Consider the following 17211-nt stretch of genomic DNA (forward strand, 5'->3'; position numbering starts at 1 on the left):
CGAATAATGGCTATCGTTGATACAACATCAACCAATACAGCGGTGCAGAACCTTTTCAACACGAAGGTCAACACTGCCACCAACAATGTTGCGAGCGCTGCCACCGCTGCCACGGGCAACCAGTCCCTGGGCAAGGATGCATTCCTGCAATTGCTGGTGACTCAGCTGAAGAACCAGAACCCGCTGTCGCCTCAGGACAACGGCGCGTTCGTGGCCCAGCTGGCGCAGTTCAGCAGCCTGGAAGGCATCAACACGCTGAACGACTCGGTGAATGCGATCTCCAGCAACTTCAGCTCGTCGCAAGCGCTGCAGGCTTCGTCGCTGGTGGGGCGTTCGATCATCACCCAGACCGACAAGGCCCTGGTGGATACGAGCAAGAGCATGACCGGTTCGGTCGCGGTGACTTCGGCGGTGGGCAACGTCTCCATCAAGATCACCGACAAAGACGGCAACGTGGTACGCACCATCGACATGGGCGCCCAGAGTGCCGGCACTTCCGACTTTATCTGGGATGGCAAGAACGAAAAGGGCGAGGTTGCTCCAGCGGGCACCTACACCTTCGCGGCCACCACCAAGAACGACAAGGGCGACGCCGTTGCCTTGAGCACTTCGCTGCCAGCCACGGTCACCAGCGTGACCCTGAGCAAGACCGGCGGCGAAATGCTGCTGAACCTGGCGGGCGGCATGGGCAGCGTCAAGCTGTCGCAAATTCAGACTATCGGTACATAGAGCCGGCTAAATACGGCAGAAAGGGAGAGAAGCATGTCTTTTAACATCGGCCTTAGCGGCCTCTATGCGGCCAACAAACAACTGGACGTGACCGGCAACAACATCGCCAACGTCGCGACCACTGGCTTCAAATCGTCCCGTGCGGAATTCGCGGACATCTACGCCGCGTCCAAACTGGGTACCGGCCAGAACAGCATCGGCAACGGGGTGAACCTGGCGGCGGTGTCCCAGCAGTTCACCCAGGGTGACGTCAACAACAGCGGCGGCGTGCTGGACATGGCGATCCAGGGCGGCGGCTTCTTCGTACAGAAGGGCAGCGACGGCTCGCTGGAATACACCCGTAGCGGCGCCTTCCGTGCCGACAAAGATGGTTACATCACCAACAACACTGGCACCTCGCGTCTGCAAGGCTATGCGGCGGATGACAATGGCAAGATCGTCAAGGGTGGCCTGGTCGACCTGCAACTGAACCTGTCGAGCCTGCCGCCAAAGGCGTCCACCAAGGTGGATTCCACCAGTAACCTGAATTCGTCGGACCTGCCGATCGACCAGACGGCACACCCGTTTGATCCTACCAAGACCGACAGCTTCAACACCCAGTACTCCACCACGCTTTACGATACCCAGGGCAACGCCCACTCGATGGTGCAGTACATGGTCAAGACGGGCTCCAACGTCTGGAAGTCCTACACCTTGATCGACGGCCGCAACCCTGACGGTACTGCCATCAGCGGTTCCGACCCATTCGGCGTGACGGCGCCTGTCGCGTCGACGCTGACCTTTGACGAAGCCGGCAAACTCAAGACTATTGTTGCGCCGAATGTCGCTGGCACCACAATGACCGTTGACGACTGGGTTCCAGGCGGCATGGTCAACGGCTTGTGGCAGAAAAACGGTGCTAAAGCCAACCCTGACGGGATCGCCGTCAACATGGGCAACATTACCCAGTACAACTCCGCCAGCTACCGTAACCCGCCGGTCACCGACGGCTACGCCACCGGCCAGATCACTGGCTTGAAAATCGACGGCAGCGGCGTACTGTTCGCCACGTTCAGCAACCAGCAGAGCAAGGCCATCGGCCAGATCTCCCTGGCCAGCTTCAACAACGAACAGGGCCTGCAGCCATCGGGCGGCACCACCTGGAGAGAGACCTTCGCATCGGGCCAGCCGGGTTACGACGCCCCGCAAACCGGCACCCTGGGTTCGATCGTGGCCAACTCCCTGGAGAACTCCAACGTCAACCTGACCAATGAGCTGGTGGACCTGATCAAGGCCCAGAGCAACTATCAGGCGAACGCCAAGACGATCTCCACCCAGAGCACCATCATGCAGACCATCATTCAGATGACGTGATGCTGACCTGTAAATGGTGAAAAAAAACCCCTCGATGAGGGGTTTTTTTTGCAGATTTTTCTTGTGCCGAGCTCGTTTTTCCCGCGCATAAATCCGATTTTTGACACGTTTTATCTTGGAACTGGCTACGCCCTTTTCATTACCCATGAGATCAACAGGGGGCTCATTGAGGGGGGTGAGTATATGTTAAGAGGCAGCGTGCCGGTCCAGGTGTCATGGGGGGGATTCAGTCGTAATAACTATGCGGGTGGTTTCGGAAAAGATCAGAACAAGACCGACGATCCTCAGAAAGTAGACACCGATAAAGAGACCCTTTCGAACCTGCTCAAGGCGTTGGAGGACGCCCAAAAAACCTCCAAGAATCAGCTCGAGCAGGACTTGCGTGACAAACTCAATGAACTGCGAAAGTCGCTCGGCGAGAAAAGGTTCAAAGAGCTCATCGAGGAGCTGAAGAATGCTTCTGAGGCTTGGCTCGCTTTCTTGAAAGCGTTGTTCCCGAATATGTTTCCAGATGACGTACCACCAGCTCCACCGATTGATAACCGCGGTGGCGGTGGTGGCGGCGGCGGTGGCGGTGGTGGTGGTGGTGGTGGTGGTGGTGGTGGTGGTGGTGGTGGTGGTGGTGGTGGCGGTCGCCGCATTGTCAACCCAAGAGACTTTGGTGGCTCGGAGCCGATGTCCAATATTCCGCCTACCACGGGGGCTCGCTTTTACGACTACACGACCAGCGGCTGGAAACCGGGGGAGAAACCCAGTACAGAGTTCGGGCCTGGTAACATCTGGAGTGGTCTCTACCAGAAATACTTTGGAACCTGTGTGACTGTTGCAGCTTGCAAGGCGCTGATAATGCATCGCGGCAAGGACCCTCAGGACATCTTCGACAATGTCACCGAGACGGCCGACGGCTTTGACGTCACGATGCCGGATAAATTCCGTTGTTTTATTTCCAGAGACGAATTGAAGCAGGCCGCAGAATATGCGGGCTTTGAGGGGGATGATCCACAACTGCTGAGAACCGGCATCTTTCTGTATGCGGCAAGTGCCAAGCGTGCGCAGATTGAGGGTAATGGTCTGGATGACAATCCCGACGATGCCAAGCGCAGCTTTCGACATGCGATGCAAAGCCTGAACAACGGTGAAATGCCCCATGAGGCGCTAGACCGCCTTGGTTACAAAGGCCGTTACCGTGTAAGCACGAGCGATGAGCTCGCGAATGGTCAACTAGGGGTGGTGGCCTACAACGGGCACGCAATGGCTGTTATTGGAGGGCGTGTCGAGTTGTGGGGGCGCAGAGGAGGCAGACCTCAGGAAGGCATCGCGTACGCATTGATCTGACTGCAGCGCTTAACAAAAAAACCCGATAAACCCTATGCAGTCGGGGTTTATCGGGTTTATCAATCCCGGGCATTCACGCCCGGGACCGCCTCAGCTTATTGGCAGGCTTCGCAATCCGGCTCGTCAATCGCACAAGCCTTTGGCACTGGTGCCGGGCCGGCTGGCGCGGCGAGAACCGAATCGTCACCGTGGTTGCCGCCGCTGGAAACCGCGTTCAGCTTACCGGTGTTGATGGTCGATTTCTCGGTGCTGGTCGCGGCCAGGGCACGGAGGTAGTAAGTGGTTTTCAAGCCACGGTACCACGCCATGCGGTAGGTCACGTCCAGCTTCTTGCCCGATGCGCCGGCGATGTACAGGTTCAGGGACTGGGCCTGGTCGATCCACTTCTGACGACGGCTGGCGGCGTCAACGATCCACTTGGTGTCCACTTCGAAAGCGGTCGCGTAGAGCTCTTTGAGTTCTTGCGGGATGCGCTCGATCTGCTGCACGGAGCCGTCGTAGTACTTCAGGTCGTTGATCATGACCGAGTCCCACAGGCCGCGGGCCTTGAGGTCGCGAACCAGGTACGGGTTGATCACGGTGAATTCGCCCGACAGGTTCGATTTCACATACAGGTTCTGGTAGGTCGGTTCGATCGACTGCGATACGCCGGTGATGTTGGCGATGGTCGCGGTCGGCGCGATGGCCATGATGTTGGAGTTACGAATGCCTTTCTGCACGCGGGCACGTACCGGCGCCCAGTCCAGGGATTCGTTCAGGTCAACGTCGATGTACTTCTGGCCACGTTGCTCGATCAGGATCTGTTGCGAATCCAGCGGCAGGATGCCCTTGGACCACAGCGAACCCTGGAACGTCTCGTAGGCACCGCGCTCGTCGGCCAGGTCGCAGGAAGCCTGGATCGCGTAGTAGCTGACCGCTTCCATGGACTTGTCGGCGAACTCGACCGCAGCATCCGAACCGTAAGGAATGTGCTGCAGGTACAAAGCGTCCTGGAAGCCCATGATGCCCAGGCCGACCGGACGGTGCTTGAAGTTGGAGTTCTGCGCCTGTGGCACCGAGTAGTAGTTGATGTCGATCACGTTATCGAGCATGCGCACTGCGGTGTTGACGGTACGTTCCAGCTTGGCGGTGTCCAGCTTGCCGTTGACGATGTGGTTCGGCAGGTTGATCGAGCCCAGGTTGCAAACGGCGATCTCGTCCTTGTTGGTGTTCAAGGTGATCTCGGTGCACAGGTTCGAACTGTGGACCACGCCCACGTGCTGCTGCGGGCTGCGCAGGTTGCACGGGTCTTTGAAGGTCAGCCATGGGTGACCGGTTTCGAACAGCATGGACAGCATCTTGCGCCACAGGTCTTTGGCCTGGATGGTCTTGAACAGCTTGATCTTGCCTGGGTACTGGGCCAGGGCTTCGTAGTACTCGTAGCGCTCTTCGAAGGCCTTGCCGGTCAGGTCGTGCAGGTCCGGCACTTCGGATGGCGAGAACAGGGTCCACTGGCCGTCGTCGAAGACGCGCTTCATGAACAGGTCAGGGATCCAGTTGGCGGTGTTCATGTCGTGGGTACGACGACGATCATCACCGGTGTTCTTGCGCAGCTCGATGAACTCTTCAATGTCCATGTGCCAGGTTTCCAGGTAGGCACACACAGCGCCTTTGCGCTTGCCGCCCTGGTTAACCGCAACGGCGGTGTCGTTCACCACTTTCAGGAACGGTACAACGCCCTGGGACTTGCCGTTGGTGCCCTTGATGTACGAACCCAGTGCACGCACCGGTGTCCAGTCGTTGCCCAGGCCGCCGGCGAATTTGGACAACATGGCGTTGTCGTGGATCGCGTGGTAGATGCCCGACAGGTCATCCGGCACGGTGGTCAGGTAGCAGCTGGACAGCTGTGGACGCAGGGTGCCGGCGTTGAACAGGGTCGGGGTCGACGACATGTAGTCGAAGGACGACAGCAGGTTGTAGAACTCGATGGCACGGTCTTCTTTGTGCTTCTCTTCGATCGCCAGGCCCATGGCCACGCGCATGAAGAACACTTGCGGCAGTTCGAAGCGGATACCGTCCTTGTGGATGAAGTAACGGTCGTACAGGGTTTGCAGGCCCAGGTAGGTGAACTGCTGGTCACGCTCGTGGTTGATCGCCTTGCCGAGTTTTTCCAGGTCGAAGCTGGCCAGGACCGGGTTGAGCAATTCGAATTCGATACCCTTGGCGATGTAGGCCGGCAGGGCCTTGGCGTACAGGTCGGCCATCTCGTGGTGGGTCGCGCTGTCGGCAACGCCGAGGAAGCCCAGGCCTTCGGCACGCAGGGTGTCCATCAGCAGGCGTGCGGTCACGAACGAGTAGTTCGGCTCACGTTCAACCAGGGTACGGGCGGTCATCACCAGGGCGGTGTTGACGTCGGTCAGGGCTACGCCGTCGTACAGGTTCTTCAGGGTTTCGCGCTGGATCAGGTCACCGTCGACTTCTTCCAGGCCTTCGCAGGCCTCGGTCACGATGGTGTTCAGGCGGCCCAGGTCCAGCGGTGCAAACGTGCCGTCGGCCAGGGTGATGCGGATCGATGGGTGAGCTTGTACCGCAGCGTCTTCGGCCGGGGTGCGGACAGCGCGTTCCTTGGAGCGGGCGTCACGGTAGATCACGTAGTCGCGGGCGACTTTCTGTTCGCCGGCACGCATCAGGGCCAGTTCGACCTGGTCCTGGATTTCTTCGATATGGATGGTGCCGCCCGACGGCATGCGACGCTTGAAGGTCGCGGTGACTTGTTCGGTCAGGCGGGCAACGGTGTCGTGGATGCGCGACGAGGCAGCAGCGGTGCCGCCTTCAACTGCAAGGAACGCTTTGGTGATGGCGACGGTGATTTTGTCATCGGTGTAAGGAACGACAGTGCCGTTACGCTTGATCACGCGCAATTGGCCTGGTGCAGTGGCGGACAGATCCTGGTTCGAATCAGCGGCCTGCGGCACGGAGCCTTGCGGGTTCTCGCGAGTTGTGTCGGTTTGCATGGGGGGTTGTCTCCGCGTTCTATATTTGATTGCGAGTGCCAGGCTTTTCCTGCAACACCCGTACCGTTTTCCATATCGGGGATGGGAAACAGCTGCCATCCGCGTGAGCGGTTTGGTCTACTGAAAAATCGGTTGGTTCCCTACTGCGCTAGCAATAAAACCCTTGAATATCGAACCACTTGTGTGGTTGGGCGCTTTGCGCAAAAACCCTACATATAGGGTCTTCTGTGTCGCCGAGGTACAAGATAATGCGTTTCGTAAGGGTTGGCAACGCAGTAACCTGTGGATAACGCTGTGGGTAAAATGTGTATGAAAGGCTGAATGTGTGTGTAGGCCGCATTACTGCTGCGTTGCACCGTTTGTCATGAAATATTTCCGACCTAAAACAGCTGGGCCGTTTTCGAAGGGCGCGAACCCTATCACAAAATATCGCGATCACCGAATGGATTTCCCGCCTTGTGCTACAGGCCGTGAGCATGGCTACAATCGGCCTTTGTTATGCCTCTGAAACATGACAAACAGGGTATGACCGATGGAAATCAAACTGTGGGAGCGGGCTTGCCCGCGAAGGCGATGTATCAGCAACAGATTCGGTGACTGACACTGCGCTTTCGCGGGCAAGCCCGCTCCCACATGCAGATATCCCTGGGTAAGAAGAATGTCTAATAACAACGAGGACCGCCCGTGGAGCAAGAAGCCTGGCAGATACTGATCGTCGAGGACGACGAGCGATTGGCCGAGTTGACCCGTGATTACCTGGAAAGCAACGGCCTGCGCGTATCGGTGGAAAGCGACGGTGCCCTGGCCGCGGCGCGTATCGTTGCCGAACAACCCGACCTGGTGATCCTCGACCTCATGCTCCCCGGCGAAGACGGCCTGAGCATCTGCCGCAAGGTGCGTGAGCGCTACGACGGCGTGATCCTGATGCTCACCGCGCGTACCGACGACATGGACCAGGTGCTCGGCCTGGACATGGGCGCCGACGACTACGTGTGCAAACCCGTGCGTCCACGCCTCTTGTTGGCGCGCATCCAGGCCCTGCTGCGGCGCAGCGAACCGGCCGAAGCGGCCATCGTCGAAAACCAGCGCCGCCTGCAATTCGGCCCGCTGGTGGTGGACAATGCCCTGCGCGAAGCCTGGCTGCATGACGGCGGCATCGAGCTGACCAGCGCCGAATTCGACCTGCTATGGCTATTGGTGGCGAATGCCGGGCGCATTCTGTCCCGCGAAGAAATCTTCATCGCCCTGCGCGGCATCGGCTACGACGGCCAGGACCGCTCCATAGATGTGCGTATCTCGCGCATCCGCCCGAAAATAGGCGATGACCCGATCCACCCGCGCCTGATCAAGACCATCCGCAGCAAAGGCTATCTGTTCGTCCCCGAAGCCGCTGCCGATATGCCGCTGTGAACTCGATCTTCCTGCGCATCTACGGTGGCATGTGCGCGGCGCTGATCCTGGTGGCGCTGCTCGGCGTACTCGCCCTGCACCTGCTCAACGAAGTGCGCAGCGGCCAGTACCGCGAGCGCCTGGCCCACGGCACGTTCGCCCTGATGGGCGATAACCTGCAACCCATGAGTGCCATCGAGCGCCAGCGCGCCCTGGCGGTGTGGGAGCGCTTGCTCGGTATTCCCCTGGAGTTGCGCAGCCTCAGCGACGCGCAGTTGGACCTCAGCCAACGCAATCGCCTGCAGCGCGGCCAGGTGCTGGTGCAGCAGACCGGCCCCCATGCGGCGCGCGTGTTGCGCCTGGTCAGCGAGCGCGAATCCCTGGTGCTGACCGGCGAAGTGCAGCAGATCAGCGAGCAATTGGCCCGGGCGACCATTTACCTGCTGGCCGACGAACTGGTGCGTTTTCCGGTCGCCGAACAGCCGCAACGCCTGGCCGACATAAAGGAAGCCAAGGGGTTTGGCTTCGAGATGCACCTGATGGCCCTTGACCAGACCGATATGGACGACGACCAGCGCCGCCGCGTATCGGAAGGCGATACGGTGATGGCCCTTGGCAAGGGCGGTGATTCGATCCGCGTGTTCGCCGGCATGGTTGGTACGCCGTGGGTGTTGGAAATCGGCCCGCTGTATCAGATGAACCCGTACCCGGCGCAATGGCTGATCCTGATCGCGTTGATCGGCCTGACCCTGATCGGTTTGATCGTCTATCTATTGGTGCGCCAGTTGGAGCGCCGCTTGCGCGGCCTGGAAGCCGCCGCCACACGGATCGCCAAAGGCAGCCTGGAGGTGCGCGTGCCGGCCCGTGGCGCCGACTCGGTGGGGCGCCTGGCTGCCGCCTTTAATGGCATGGCCGAGCACTTGCAGCAATTGCTGGCGATCCAGCGCGAACTGGTGCGTGCGGTGTCCCACGAACTGCGCACTCCGGTGGCGCGCTTGCGCTTCGGCCTGGAGATGGTGGGCGATGCCACCACGCCCGAGGCTCGACGCAAATACCTGGAGGGCATGGACAGTGACATTCAGGACCTCGATGGCCTGGTCGATGAAATGCTCACCTATGCCCGCCTGGAACAGGGCGCGCCGGAGCTGAATTTCCAGCGTGTCGACCTCAGCGCCTTGCTCGATCAGGTGGTCGGCGAATTATCGCCACTGCGCCCGCAAGTCTCGGTCGCCCGTGGTATTTGCCTGTCCTCGGCGCATTGGGACGACGCCTGGGTCGACGCCGAGCCGCGCTACCTGCACCGCGCCCTGCAAAACCTGGTGAGCAACGCCATGCGTCACGCCCAGGGGCAGGTGCTGATCAGTTACCAGGTCGGCCAGGTGCGTTGCCGCATCGATGTGGAGGATGACGGACCGGGTGTGCCGGAAAGCGCCTGGGAGCGCATCTTCACGCCGTTCCTGCGCTTGGATGACAGCCGCACCCGTGCTTCCGGTGGGCATGGGCTGGGGTTGTCGATCGTGCGGCGGATCATCTACTGGCATGGCGGGCGGGCGTTGATCGGCAAGAGCAACAACCTGGGTGGGGCTTGTTTCAGCTTGAGTTGGCCCAGGGATCAGGAGAAACCTTGAGGCCGCTTTCGCGAGCAAGCCCGCTCCCACACTCGACCGAGTTCCAGCAGGGGAATGCATTCAAATGTGGGAGCGGGCTTGCCCGCGAAAGCGGTCTATCAGGCGCCGACCGCCACCAGGCTCAACAACTGCCGATCCGCCAGCACAAACTGCCCCGCCAACTCCTTGCCATGACACCACTCGCGGGACAAATCCGTCAGCAAACGCAAGCGCACTGCCCCCGAGTCAGACCACTCCAACACCTCGGCGTGTTCAAAATAAAAGCGCTTCTGCACAATCGGATACAGCGCCTTGAACAAGCTCTCCTTGGCCGAAAACGTCAGCGTCACCAGCAACGCAACCTGCTCGCGCGGCACATGCGCCATGCGCTTGAGTTCATCGGCGGTGAGGATTTCGCCCGCCAGCCGTTCGGCGCGCTCCAGCGGCATCACGTTCTCCAGGTCCATCCCCAGCCCGCGCCACTGCGCCTTGTGCCCGACAATCGCTGCGGCATGCCCGGTGCTGTGGGTGATGGAGCCGCTGATATGCCCAGGCCACACGGGGGCACGGTCTTCGCCGATGGCCGGGATGCAATCGAGCTGATCCAGCTGCTGCAACGCGGCACGGGCGCACAAGCGGCCGGCAAGGAACTCGGCCTGGCGCTTGGCCACTGAGCGCTGGATGCTCGGCGGTGGCGGCACGGCGCTGCGCTGGAAATCGCCCTCGGCCAGTAAGGTCGGGTCGAAGCGAGTGCTGAGCAATACCGTGCCCGGCAAGGGTTCGGGCAGCGACCAATGGGCGTCGAGTGGGGTGCAGCAAGCGGGTAAAGGAGTCATGGGCGGTATTCTGCCGAGTTGGCGGGCCAGAGGATAGCCCGCTGTTCAGGGGGAGTTCAGGGGCGCCTGCGTAGTCTGGCCCTACAGCCAAACGCATAGAGGTAAGCACCATGACTGCGATCAAAAAGCTGATGTTGGCGTTAACCATGCTCAGCGCCACCGCCGGGGCCCAGGCCTCGGACGCGGCCTTTGCTGCATTCGGTAGCGAAAAAACCAAGAAATCCAGCACGCTGATCCAGCGTGTCAGCTTTGAAGATGCGGGCAGCCAACCTACGCCGTGGGGCCAGGCCCTGGGCTTGACCGCCGCGCAACCGGCCTACCGTGCCGGCTACGCACACCTGACGGGCCACTACAATGGCACTAAACTGCGCCCGCAAGACTTGCAGGGCCGCTATGATGTCCCTCTGTCGGACAGTTGATTTGCCTTGGAGAGCCTTATGAAATTGCTGGTGGTGGAAGATGAGGCGCTGCTGCGCCATCACCTGTTGACCCGCCTGACCGACAGCGGGCATGTGGTCGAGGCCGTGGCCAATGCCGAAGAAGCGCTGTACCAGACTGGCCAATTCAACCATGACCTGGCGATCATTGACCTGGGCCTGCCCGGCATGGGCGGCCTGGATCTGATCCGCCAACTGCGTACCCAGGCCAAGACCTTCCCGATCCTGATCCTCACCGCCCGTGGCAACTGGCAGGACAAGGTCGAAGGCCTGGCCGCCGGGGCCGACGACTATGTGGTCAAACCGTTCCAGTTCGAAGAGCTGGAGGCGCGGATGAACGCCTTGCTGCGCCGCTCCAGCGGGTTCACCCAGTCGACCATCGTCGCCGGGCCCTTGTTGCTGGACCTCAATCGCAAGCAAGCGTCCCTCGATGAACAGCCGTTGGCGTTGACCGCGTACGAGTATCGGATTCTCGAATACCTCATGCGTCACCATCAGCAAGTGGTCGCCAAGGACCGCCTGATGGAACAACTCTATCCGGATGACGACGAGCGCGATCCGAACGTGATCGAAGTGCTGGTCGGCCGCCTGCGCCGCAAGTTGGAAGGCCCGGGCGGGTTCAAGCCGATCGACACCGTGCGTGGCCTGGGCTACCTGTTCAATGAGCGCTGCCTTTGATTCGCTCGCTGCGCGTGCGCCTGATGCTGGCGGCCGCCACCCTGGCCGTGCTGTTTATGCTCGGTTTGCTGCCGGCGATGCAAGGCGCGTTCAGCCTGGCGTTGCAGGATTCCATCGAGCAGCGCTTGGCGTCGGATGTCACCACCCTGATTTCCGCCGCCCGTGTGGAAAACAACCGCCTGCTGATGCCGGCGCAGTTGCCGGACGAGCGCTTCAACCTCACCGATAGCCGCCTGCTCGGCTATATCTACGACCGTGAGGGCCACCTGGTGTGGCGCTCGCGGGCGACCAAAGAAGAGAACATCAACTACAAGCCGCGCTACGACGGACGCGGCAATGAGTTTGCGCGGATTCGCGAGGCCAATGGCCAGGAGTTCTTTGTCTATGACGTCGAGGTCAAGTTGCTCGGTGGCAAGAGTGCGGCGTTCAGTATCGTTGCCCTGCAACCAGTGCGTGAATACCAGCTGACCCTCGAAGGCCTGCGCGAAAACCTCTATCTGGGTTTCGGCGCGGCCTTGCTGGTGCTGCTCACGCTATTGTGGCTGGGCCTGACCTGGGGCCTGCAAGCCTTGCGGCGCTTGAGCCAGGAACTGGACCAGATCGAAGGCGGCACCCGTGAAAGCCTTTCCGAAGAACACCCCCGCGAACTGCTGCGTCTTACCGGTTCCCTCAACCGCTTGCTGGCCAGCGAGCGCGAGCAGCGGGCGCGCTACCGCGATTCCCTCGACGACCTGGCCCACAGCCTGAAAACTCCGCTCGCTGTGCTGCAGGGTGTGAGCGAAGACATGGCCCAGCGCCCGGAAGACCGCGACCAGGCCTGGGTGCTGCAATCGCAGATCGAGCGCATGAGCCAGCAGATCAGCTACCAACTGCAGCGCGCCAGCCTGCGCAAAAGCGGCCTGGTGCGCCATCAGGTCCGCCTGGAACCGGTGCTGCAAAGCCTGTGCGACACCCTGGACAAGGTCTACCGCGACAAGCGCGTCAGCGTGTCCTTCGATTTGCCGGACGAGTGCTATGTGCCGATCGAGAAGGGCGCCTTGCTTGAACTGCTCGGCAACCTGCTGGAAAACGCCTACCGCCTGTGTGTACGCCAAGTGCGTATCCGTCTGGTGGAAAGCCTCGAAGGCATCGAGTTGTGCGTCGAGGATGACGGGCCGGGCGTGCCGCCGGATCAGCGTGCACGGATTCTGCAACGGGGTGAGCGGCTGGACCGCCAGCATCCGGGGCAGGGCATCGGGTTGGCGGTGGTCAAGGACATTATTGAGAGCTACGGTGCGCGGCTGACCCTTGGGGATTCGCCGTTGGGTGGGGCCGCGTTCAAGATTCACTTTCCGGCTGTTTGATCTTTATTGGTCATGCTGGCCTCTTCGCGAGCAAGCCCGCTCCCACATTCGACCGAGTTCCAACGTTGGAATGCAATCAAGTGTGGGAGCGGGCTTGCTCGCGAAGAGGCCAGTATAAGCAACACACCTCTAACTCTCCTGCGCCCGGTAAGCCCCTGGCGTCACCCCCGTCCACTTCTTGAACGCCCGGTGAAACGCCGACGGCTCGGAAAACCCCAGCTGCTCGGCAATCTCCTGCAACGACAAATCCGCCCGTCCCAGGTGATAGATGGCGATGTCCCGCCGCAGCTCATCCTTGAGTGCCTGAAAGCTGGTGCCTTCTTCGCGCAGGTGCCGCCGCAGGGTCTGCGGGCTGATGTGCAGGTGCTGGGCAACCGCTTCCAGGTCCGGCCAGGGCGTGCGGTCGCGGCTGAGCAAGCGGCGCAGTTGGCTGCTGAGGCTGTCGCCTTCGTCCGGGCGTGACAGCAAGTCGGCAGGCGAGCGTTCGAGGAAGTGCTTGAGCGTGCGCTCGTCCTGCAACAGCGGCAGGCTCAGGTAGCGCGCGGGAAACACCAGGCTGCTGTGCGGCGCGCCGAACACCAGGGGGCAGGGGAACAGCAGGTCGTACTCTCCGGCATGGGCTGGCATCGGGTAGCTGAAGGTGGCCTGGTTCAGCCGGATGCGCTGGCCGATCAGCCAACTGCCGAGGCGATGCCAGATCACCAGCAGGCATTCGCTGAGGAAGTGATCCGGGTCCCACAGCTGTGAGTCGTCCAGGCTCAAGCGGGCCATGTCGCCTTCGCGCGTCAGCTGCCAGCGCGGGCCCTGTGGGAATAGGCTATAAAATAATAAGCCGCGTTCCAGCGCCTTCTCCAGGGTGCGGCAGTGGATCAGCGCGTGGCACATCATGGCGAAGGTGCCGCGCTTGCTCGGGCCTTCGGCAAAGCCCAGGTATTCGTCATCCAGCCCCAGCCAGAGCATTTGCAGCAGCCGGGTAAATTGCTCCGGGGCAATGCGGGCGCGCGGTTCGCTCAGCAGTTCGGGGGTGATGCCCAGTTGTTGCAGCAGGCCCGAATAGTCGTAACCCGCCCGGCGCGCACCGCCGAGGGCTGCTCGGGCGTAATGACTGGCGATGGTACGTTCACGCATGCGAAGGCCTCGTCCATGGAATGGCGGATGGTAGCCAGCCGAGGGTAGGGCGACAAGGCGGATATCCGCCAAATTGTAGGACGTGATTGGACGAGTGGGCGGAAATCCGCCACCTGATTCGGCGCGCTGGAGGGCGCCTGAAGAGCCTCAGCCCTGATGTCTAAAGGCCTTCAGGGTTTTTCAGAGAAGTGGCACGACGTTTGCGATACAGATTACAGCGCAGGCCGCTCCGACAGGCCTCGCAAACAACAAATCCCTCCAGTGCAGGAGGGTTCGCAATTCAAGTGTCGTGGGCAATGGCGGATCTTTGCCACACGGGACGATTGAGGAATTTTGCAATGACGACTCGTCAGCCAATCTACAAATCCCTGTATTTCCAGGTGATCGTTGCAATCGTTATCGGTATTTTGCTCGGTCACTTCTATCCGGATACCGGCGTGGCCCTCAAGCCATTGGGTGACGGGTTCATCAAACTGATCAAAATGGTCATCGCCCCGATCATCTTCTGCACCGTTGTCAGCGGCATCGCTGGCATGCAAAGCATGAAATCGGTCGGCAAGACTGGCGGCTACGCGTTGCTGTACTTCGAAATCGTTTCGACCATCGCGCTGCTGATCGGCCTGGTCGTGGTCAACGTTGTGCAACCGGGCGCCGGCATGCACATCGACGTGGCTACCCTGGACGCTTCGAAAGTCGCGGCCTACGTGACTGCCGGTAAAGACCAGAGCATCGTTGGCTTTATCCTCAACGTTATCCCGAACACCATCGTCGGCGCCTTCGCCAACGGCGACATCCTGCAAGTGCTGATGTTCTCGGTGATCTTCGGTTTCGCCCTGCACCGCCTGGGTGCCTACGGCAAGCCGGTACTGGACTTCATCGATCGCTTCGCCCACGTGATGTTCAACATCATCAACATGATCATGAAGCTCGCGCCAATCGGTGCCCTGGGCGCCATGGCGTTCACCATCGGTGCCTATGGCGTAGGTTCCCTGGTGCAACTGGGCCAGCTGATGATCTGCTTCTACATCACCTGCGTGCTGTTCGTGCTGGTGGTGCTGGGCGCTATCTGCCGCGCTCACGGTTTCAGCGTGATCAAGCTGATCCGCTACATCCGTGAAGAGCTGCTGATCGTTCTGGGTACTTCGTCTTCCGAATCCGCACTGCCACGCATGCTGATCAAGATGGAGCGTCTGGGCGCGAAGAAATCCGTAGTAGGCCTGGTGATCCCGACTGGCTACTCCTTCAACCTCGACGGTACGTCGATCTACCTGACCATGGCGGCCGTGTTCATCGCCCAGGCGACTGACACCCACATGGACATCACCCACCAGATCACGCTGCTGCTGGTGCTGCTGCTGTCCTCCAAAGGCGCTGCGGGCGTGACCGGTTCGGGCTTCATCGTACTGGCTGCAACCCTGTCGGCCGTAGGCCACCTGCCGGTTGCCGGTTTGGCGCTGATCCTGGGTATCGACCGCTTCATGTCTGAAGCCCGCGCCCTGACCAACCTGGTTGGTAACGCCGTGGCCACCCTGGTTGTGGCCAAGTGGGTCAAGGAACTGGACACCGACAAGCTGCAAAGCGAGCTGGCGTCCGGCGGTACCGGTATCTCGGAAACCCGCGAACTGGATGACCTGGGCGTGGCCGAAGGCCCTGCACCTACCGTCAAGTAAGCTACTGCCGGCGTGAACTGACGCCGACCGCGATACACAAACGCCCCGACCTGTTCGGGGCGTTTGCGTTTCTGGTTTACAGTGGGTGAATCTGTTTGCCGTTGTAAAGCTTGCTGGAGGTTTGATGGACAGCGTTGATCTGAATGTCCTGCGCAGCGTGCTCGAATGGCGTCGCGCCGGGCAGCGTGTGGTGTTGTACAGCGTCGTGCAGACCTGGGGCAGTGCGCCACGGCCGCCGGGGGCAATGTTGGCCTTGCGTGGTGATGGTGTGGTGATCGGCTCAGTGTCCGGCGGTTGCATCGAGGATGACCTGATCGCGCGGCTGCAAGATGGTCGCTTGCCGGCCGATGGGCCGCCGGTGCAGCTGGTGACTTACGGTGTCACCCGCGATGAGGCGGCGCGTTTTGGCTTGCCGTGCGGCGGCACCCTGCGCCTGACCGAGGAGCGTGTTGATGAGTGGGAGTGGGTGTCGCAATTGCTGGAACGCTGCGAGGCCCACCAGATTGTCGCCCGTGAACTTAACCTGGCGACCGGCGAGGTGACACTGAGCGAGGCGAACAAGACCGATGCGGTGACCTTCGACGGCGAGCGCCTGCGTGCGATTTACGGCCCGCGTTGGCGCCTGTTGCTGATCGGCGCCGGCCAACTGTCGCGCTACGTGGCGCAAATGGCGCGGCTGCTGGATTTCGAAGTACTGATCTGCGACCCGCGGGAAGAGTTCGTCTACGGCTGGGAGCAGCAGCACGGCCGCTTCGTGCCGGGCATGCCGGACGAAGCGGTGTTGAATATCCACACCGATGAACGTACGGCCATCGTCTGCCTTACCCATGACCCGCGCCTGGATGACATGGCGTTGCTGACGGCGTTGAATTCACCGGCGTTCTACATTGGCGCCCTGGGTTCGCGGGTCAATACGCAGAAGCGCCGGGAAACCTTGGCGGCGCTGGGGTTGTCGGCAGAGGCGATTGCGCGTTTGCATGGGCCGATTGGTTTGTATATCGGCAGCCATACACCGGCGGAAATCGCGCTATCGCTGCTGGCGGAAATTGTCGCGATCAAAAATGGCGTGGTGTCGTGACGGTCACTGCGCTTGTATTGGCGGCAGGGCAGGGCAGACGGTTCCGCGCTGAAGCGGGCGATGCCCAGGACAAGCTGTTGGCCGCCTGCATGGGCCTGGATGGCGTGATGCGACCGGTGATCGAGCAGGTGCTGCTGAACCTGCCGGCGAGCATTGTACGGCGCTGGGTGGTGACTTCGCCGGGGCGGGATGAGGTGGTTCGTCTGGCCAGGGCGTATGGCTGTGAGGTGCTGTTGCTGGAGTCTGCAGGTATGGGCGACAGCCTTGCGGCGGCGGTTGCGGCCAGTGGTTCGGCTGACGGTTGGCTGGTGGTGCTGGGGGATATGCCGTTTATTCAGCCTGCGAGTATTGAGCGGGTGGTGGAGGGGCTGGAGGTGGATGGCATTTGTGTGCCGGTGCAGAGCGGGCGGTATGGGCATCCTGTGGCGTTTGGGGCTGCGTTTGGGCCGCAGTTGATGGCGCTGAGCGGTGATCGTGGAGGGCGGGCGTTGTTTGTGTCGGCATCGGTGCAGGAGGTACTGGTGGACGACCCGGGGGTGCTTTGGGATGTCGACTTGCCGCAACTCTTGAGCTTCACACCACCTCGCTCGGATTGAACTGCATGGCAAATTGGAAGCATCAAAAAGCCCCGCCTG

14 protein-coding genes are annotated in these 17211 nt (G+C 60.9%); 11 read left to right on the forward strand and 3 right to left on the reverse strand.

The features are described from left to right. Positions 1 to 6: 6 nt before the first annotated feature. From flgD to IB241_RS23975, 3 genes are read left to right on the forward strand one after another with little or no spacing between them, the layout of a single operon-like run. Positions 7 to 729 carry a flagellar hook assembly protein FlgD gene (gene flgD / locus IB241_RS23965; RefSeq protein WP_192300659.1) on the forward strand — a complete coding sequence of 241 codons (723 nt, stop codon included), beginning with the start codon at positions 7 to 9 and terminating at the stop codon, positions 727 to 729. A gap of 33 nt (positions 730 to 762) precedes the next feature. Continuing rightward, on the forward strand, positions 763 to 2082 hold the full coding sequence (gene flgE / locus IB241_RS23970) for a flagellar hook protein FlgE (RefSeq protein ID WP_192300660.1): 1320 nt from the start codon (positions 763 to 765) through the stop codon (positions 2080 to 2082). Between the two features lie 48 nt (positions 2083 to 2130). Further along, the gene (locus IB241_RS23975) at positions 2131 to 3417 is read left to right on the forward strand and encodes a hypothetical protein (RefSeq protein ID WP_225595690.1); all 1287 of its coding nucleotides are present in this window, start codon (positions 2131 to 2133) and stop codon (positions 3415 to 3417) included. 95 nt (positions 3418 to 3512) lie between these two features. On the opposite strand, the gene IB241_RS23980 is transcribed toward IB241_RS23975, so the two are convergent. After that, entirely contained in the window at positions 3513 to 6410 is a 2898-nt protein-coding gene (locus IB241_RS23980) for a ribonucleoside-diphosphate reductase subunit alpha (protein WP_192300661.1), read from the reverse strand. 684 nt (positions 6411 to 7094) lie between these two features. Here IB241_RS23980 and IB241_RS23985 point away from each other — a divergent pair. Together IB241_RS23985 and IB241_RS23990 are read left to right on the forward strand one after the other, a co-directional pair. Beyond that, the gene (locus IB241_RS23985; protein ID WP_192300662.1) at positions 7095 to 7820 is read left to right on the forward strand and encodes a response regulator; all 726 of its coding nucleotides are present in this window, start codon (positions 7095 to 7097) and stop codon (positions 7818 to 7820) included. After that, entirely contained in the window at positions 7817 to 9427 is a 1611-nt protein-coding gene (locus tag IB241_RS23990; protein WP_192300663.1) for an ATP-binding protein, read from the forward strand. The genes IB241_RS23985 and IB241_RS23990 overlap by 4 nt, the downstream gene beginning before the upstream one ends. Positions 9428 to 9525: 98 nt before the next feature. Here IB241_RS23990 and IB241_RS23995 read toward each other — a convergent pair whose 3' ends face one another. Then, the gene (locus IB241_RS23995; RefSeq protein ID WP_192300664.1) at positions 9526 to 10242 is read right to left on the reverse strand and encodes a 4'-phosphopantetheinyl transferase family protein; all 717 of its coding nucleotides are present in this window, start codon (positions 10240 to 10242) and stop codon (positions 9526 to 9528) included. Between the two features lie 110 nt (positions 10243 to 10352). Between IB241_RS23995 and IB241_RS24000 the strand changes: the two genes are divergently transcribed. The 3 genes from IB241_RS24000 to IB241_RS24010 are packed head-to-tail and all read left to right on the forward strand — an operon-like array spanning position 10353 to position 12700. After that, a complete protein-coding gene (locus IB241_RS24000; RefSeq protein WP_192300665.1) occupies positions 10353 to 10661 on the forward strand; it encodes a hypothetical protein in 309 nt (102 codons plus the stop codon). An 18-nt stretch (positions 10662 to 10679) separates the two neighbouring features. Further along, positions 10680 to 11357: a response regulator transcription factor gene (locus IB241_RS24005; protein WP_192300666.1), complete on the forward strand. Its 678-nt coding sequence runs from the start codon at positions 10680 to 10682 to the stop codon at positions 11355 to 11357. Beyond that, positions 11354 to 12700 carry an ATP-binding protein gene (locus tag IB241_RS24010; RefSeq protein WP_192300667.1) on the forward strand — a complete coding sequence of 449 codons (1347 nt, stop codon included), beginning with the start codon at positions 11354 to 11356 and terminating at the stop codon, positions 12698 to 12700. Before IB241_RS24005 ends, IB241_RS24010 begins: the two co-directional genes overlap by 4 nt. Positions 12701 to 12829: 129 nt before the next feature. On the opposite strand, the gene IB241_RS24015 is transcribed toward IB241_RS24010, so the two are convergent. Further along, the gene (locus IB241_RS24015; protein WP_192300668.1) at positions 12830 to 13828 is read right to left on the reverse strand and encodes an AraC family transcriptional regulator; all 999 of its coding nucleotides are present in this window, start codon (positions 13826 to 13828) and stop codon (positions 12830 to 12832) included. A 338-nt stretch (positions 13829 to 14166) separates the two neighbouring features. Between IB241_RS24015 and IB241_RS24020 the strand changes: the two genes are divergently transcribed. The 3 genes from IB241_RS24020 to IB241_RS24030 all read left to right on the forward strand — a co-directional run bounded on the left by IB241_RS24020 (position 14167) and on the right by IB241_RS24030 (position 17172). Then, entirely contained in the window at positions 14167 to 15498 is a 1332-nt protein-coding gene (locus IB241_RS24020) for a dicarboxylate/amino acid:cation symporter (protein WP_192300669.1), read from the forward strand. A gap of 124 nt (positions 15499 to 15622) precedes the next feature. Next, positions 15623 to 16576, forward strand: coding sequence for an XdhC family protein (locus IB241_RS24025; protein WP_192300670.1), 954 nt, complete (start codon positions 15623 to 15625; stop codon positions 16574 to 16576). Further along, a complete protein-coding gene (locus tag IB241_RS24030; protein WP_192300671.1) occupies positions 16573 to 17172 on the forward strand; it encodes a nucleotidyltransferase family protein in 600 nt (199 codons plus the stop codon). Before IB241_RS24025 ends, IB241_RS24030 begins: the two co-directional genes overlap by 4 nt. The last annotated feature ends 39 nt before the right edge of the window (positions 17173 to 17211 follow it).

It is taken from the genome of Pseudomonas sp. PDM05 (assembly GCF_014851685.1).
GTDB lineage: Bacteria > Pseudomonadota > Gammaproteobacteria > Pseudomonadales > Pseudomonadaceae > Aquipseudomonas.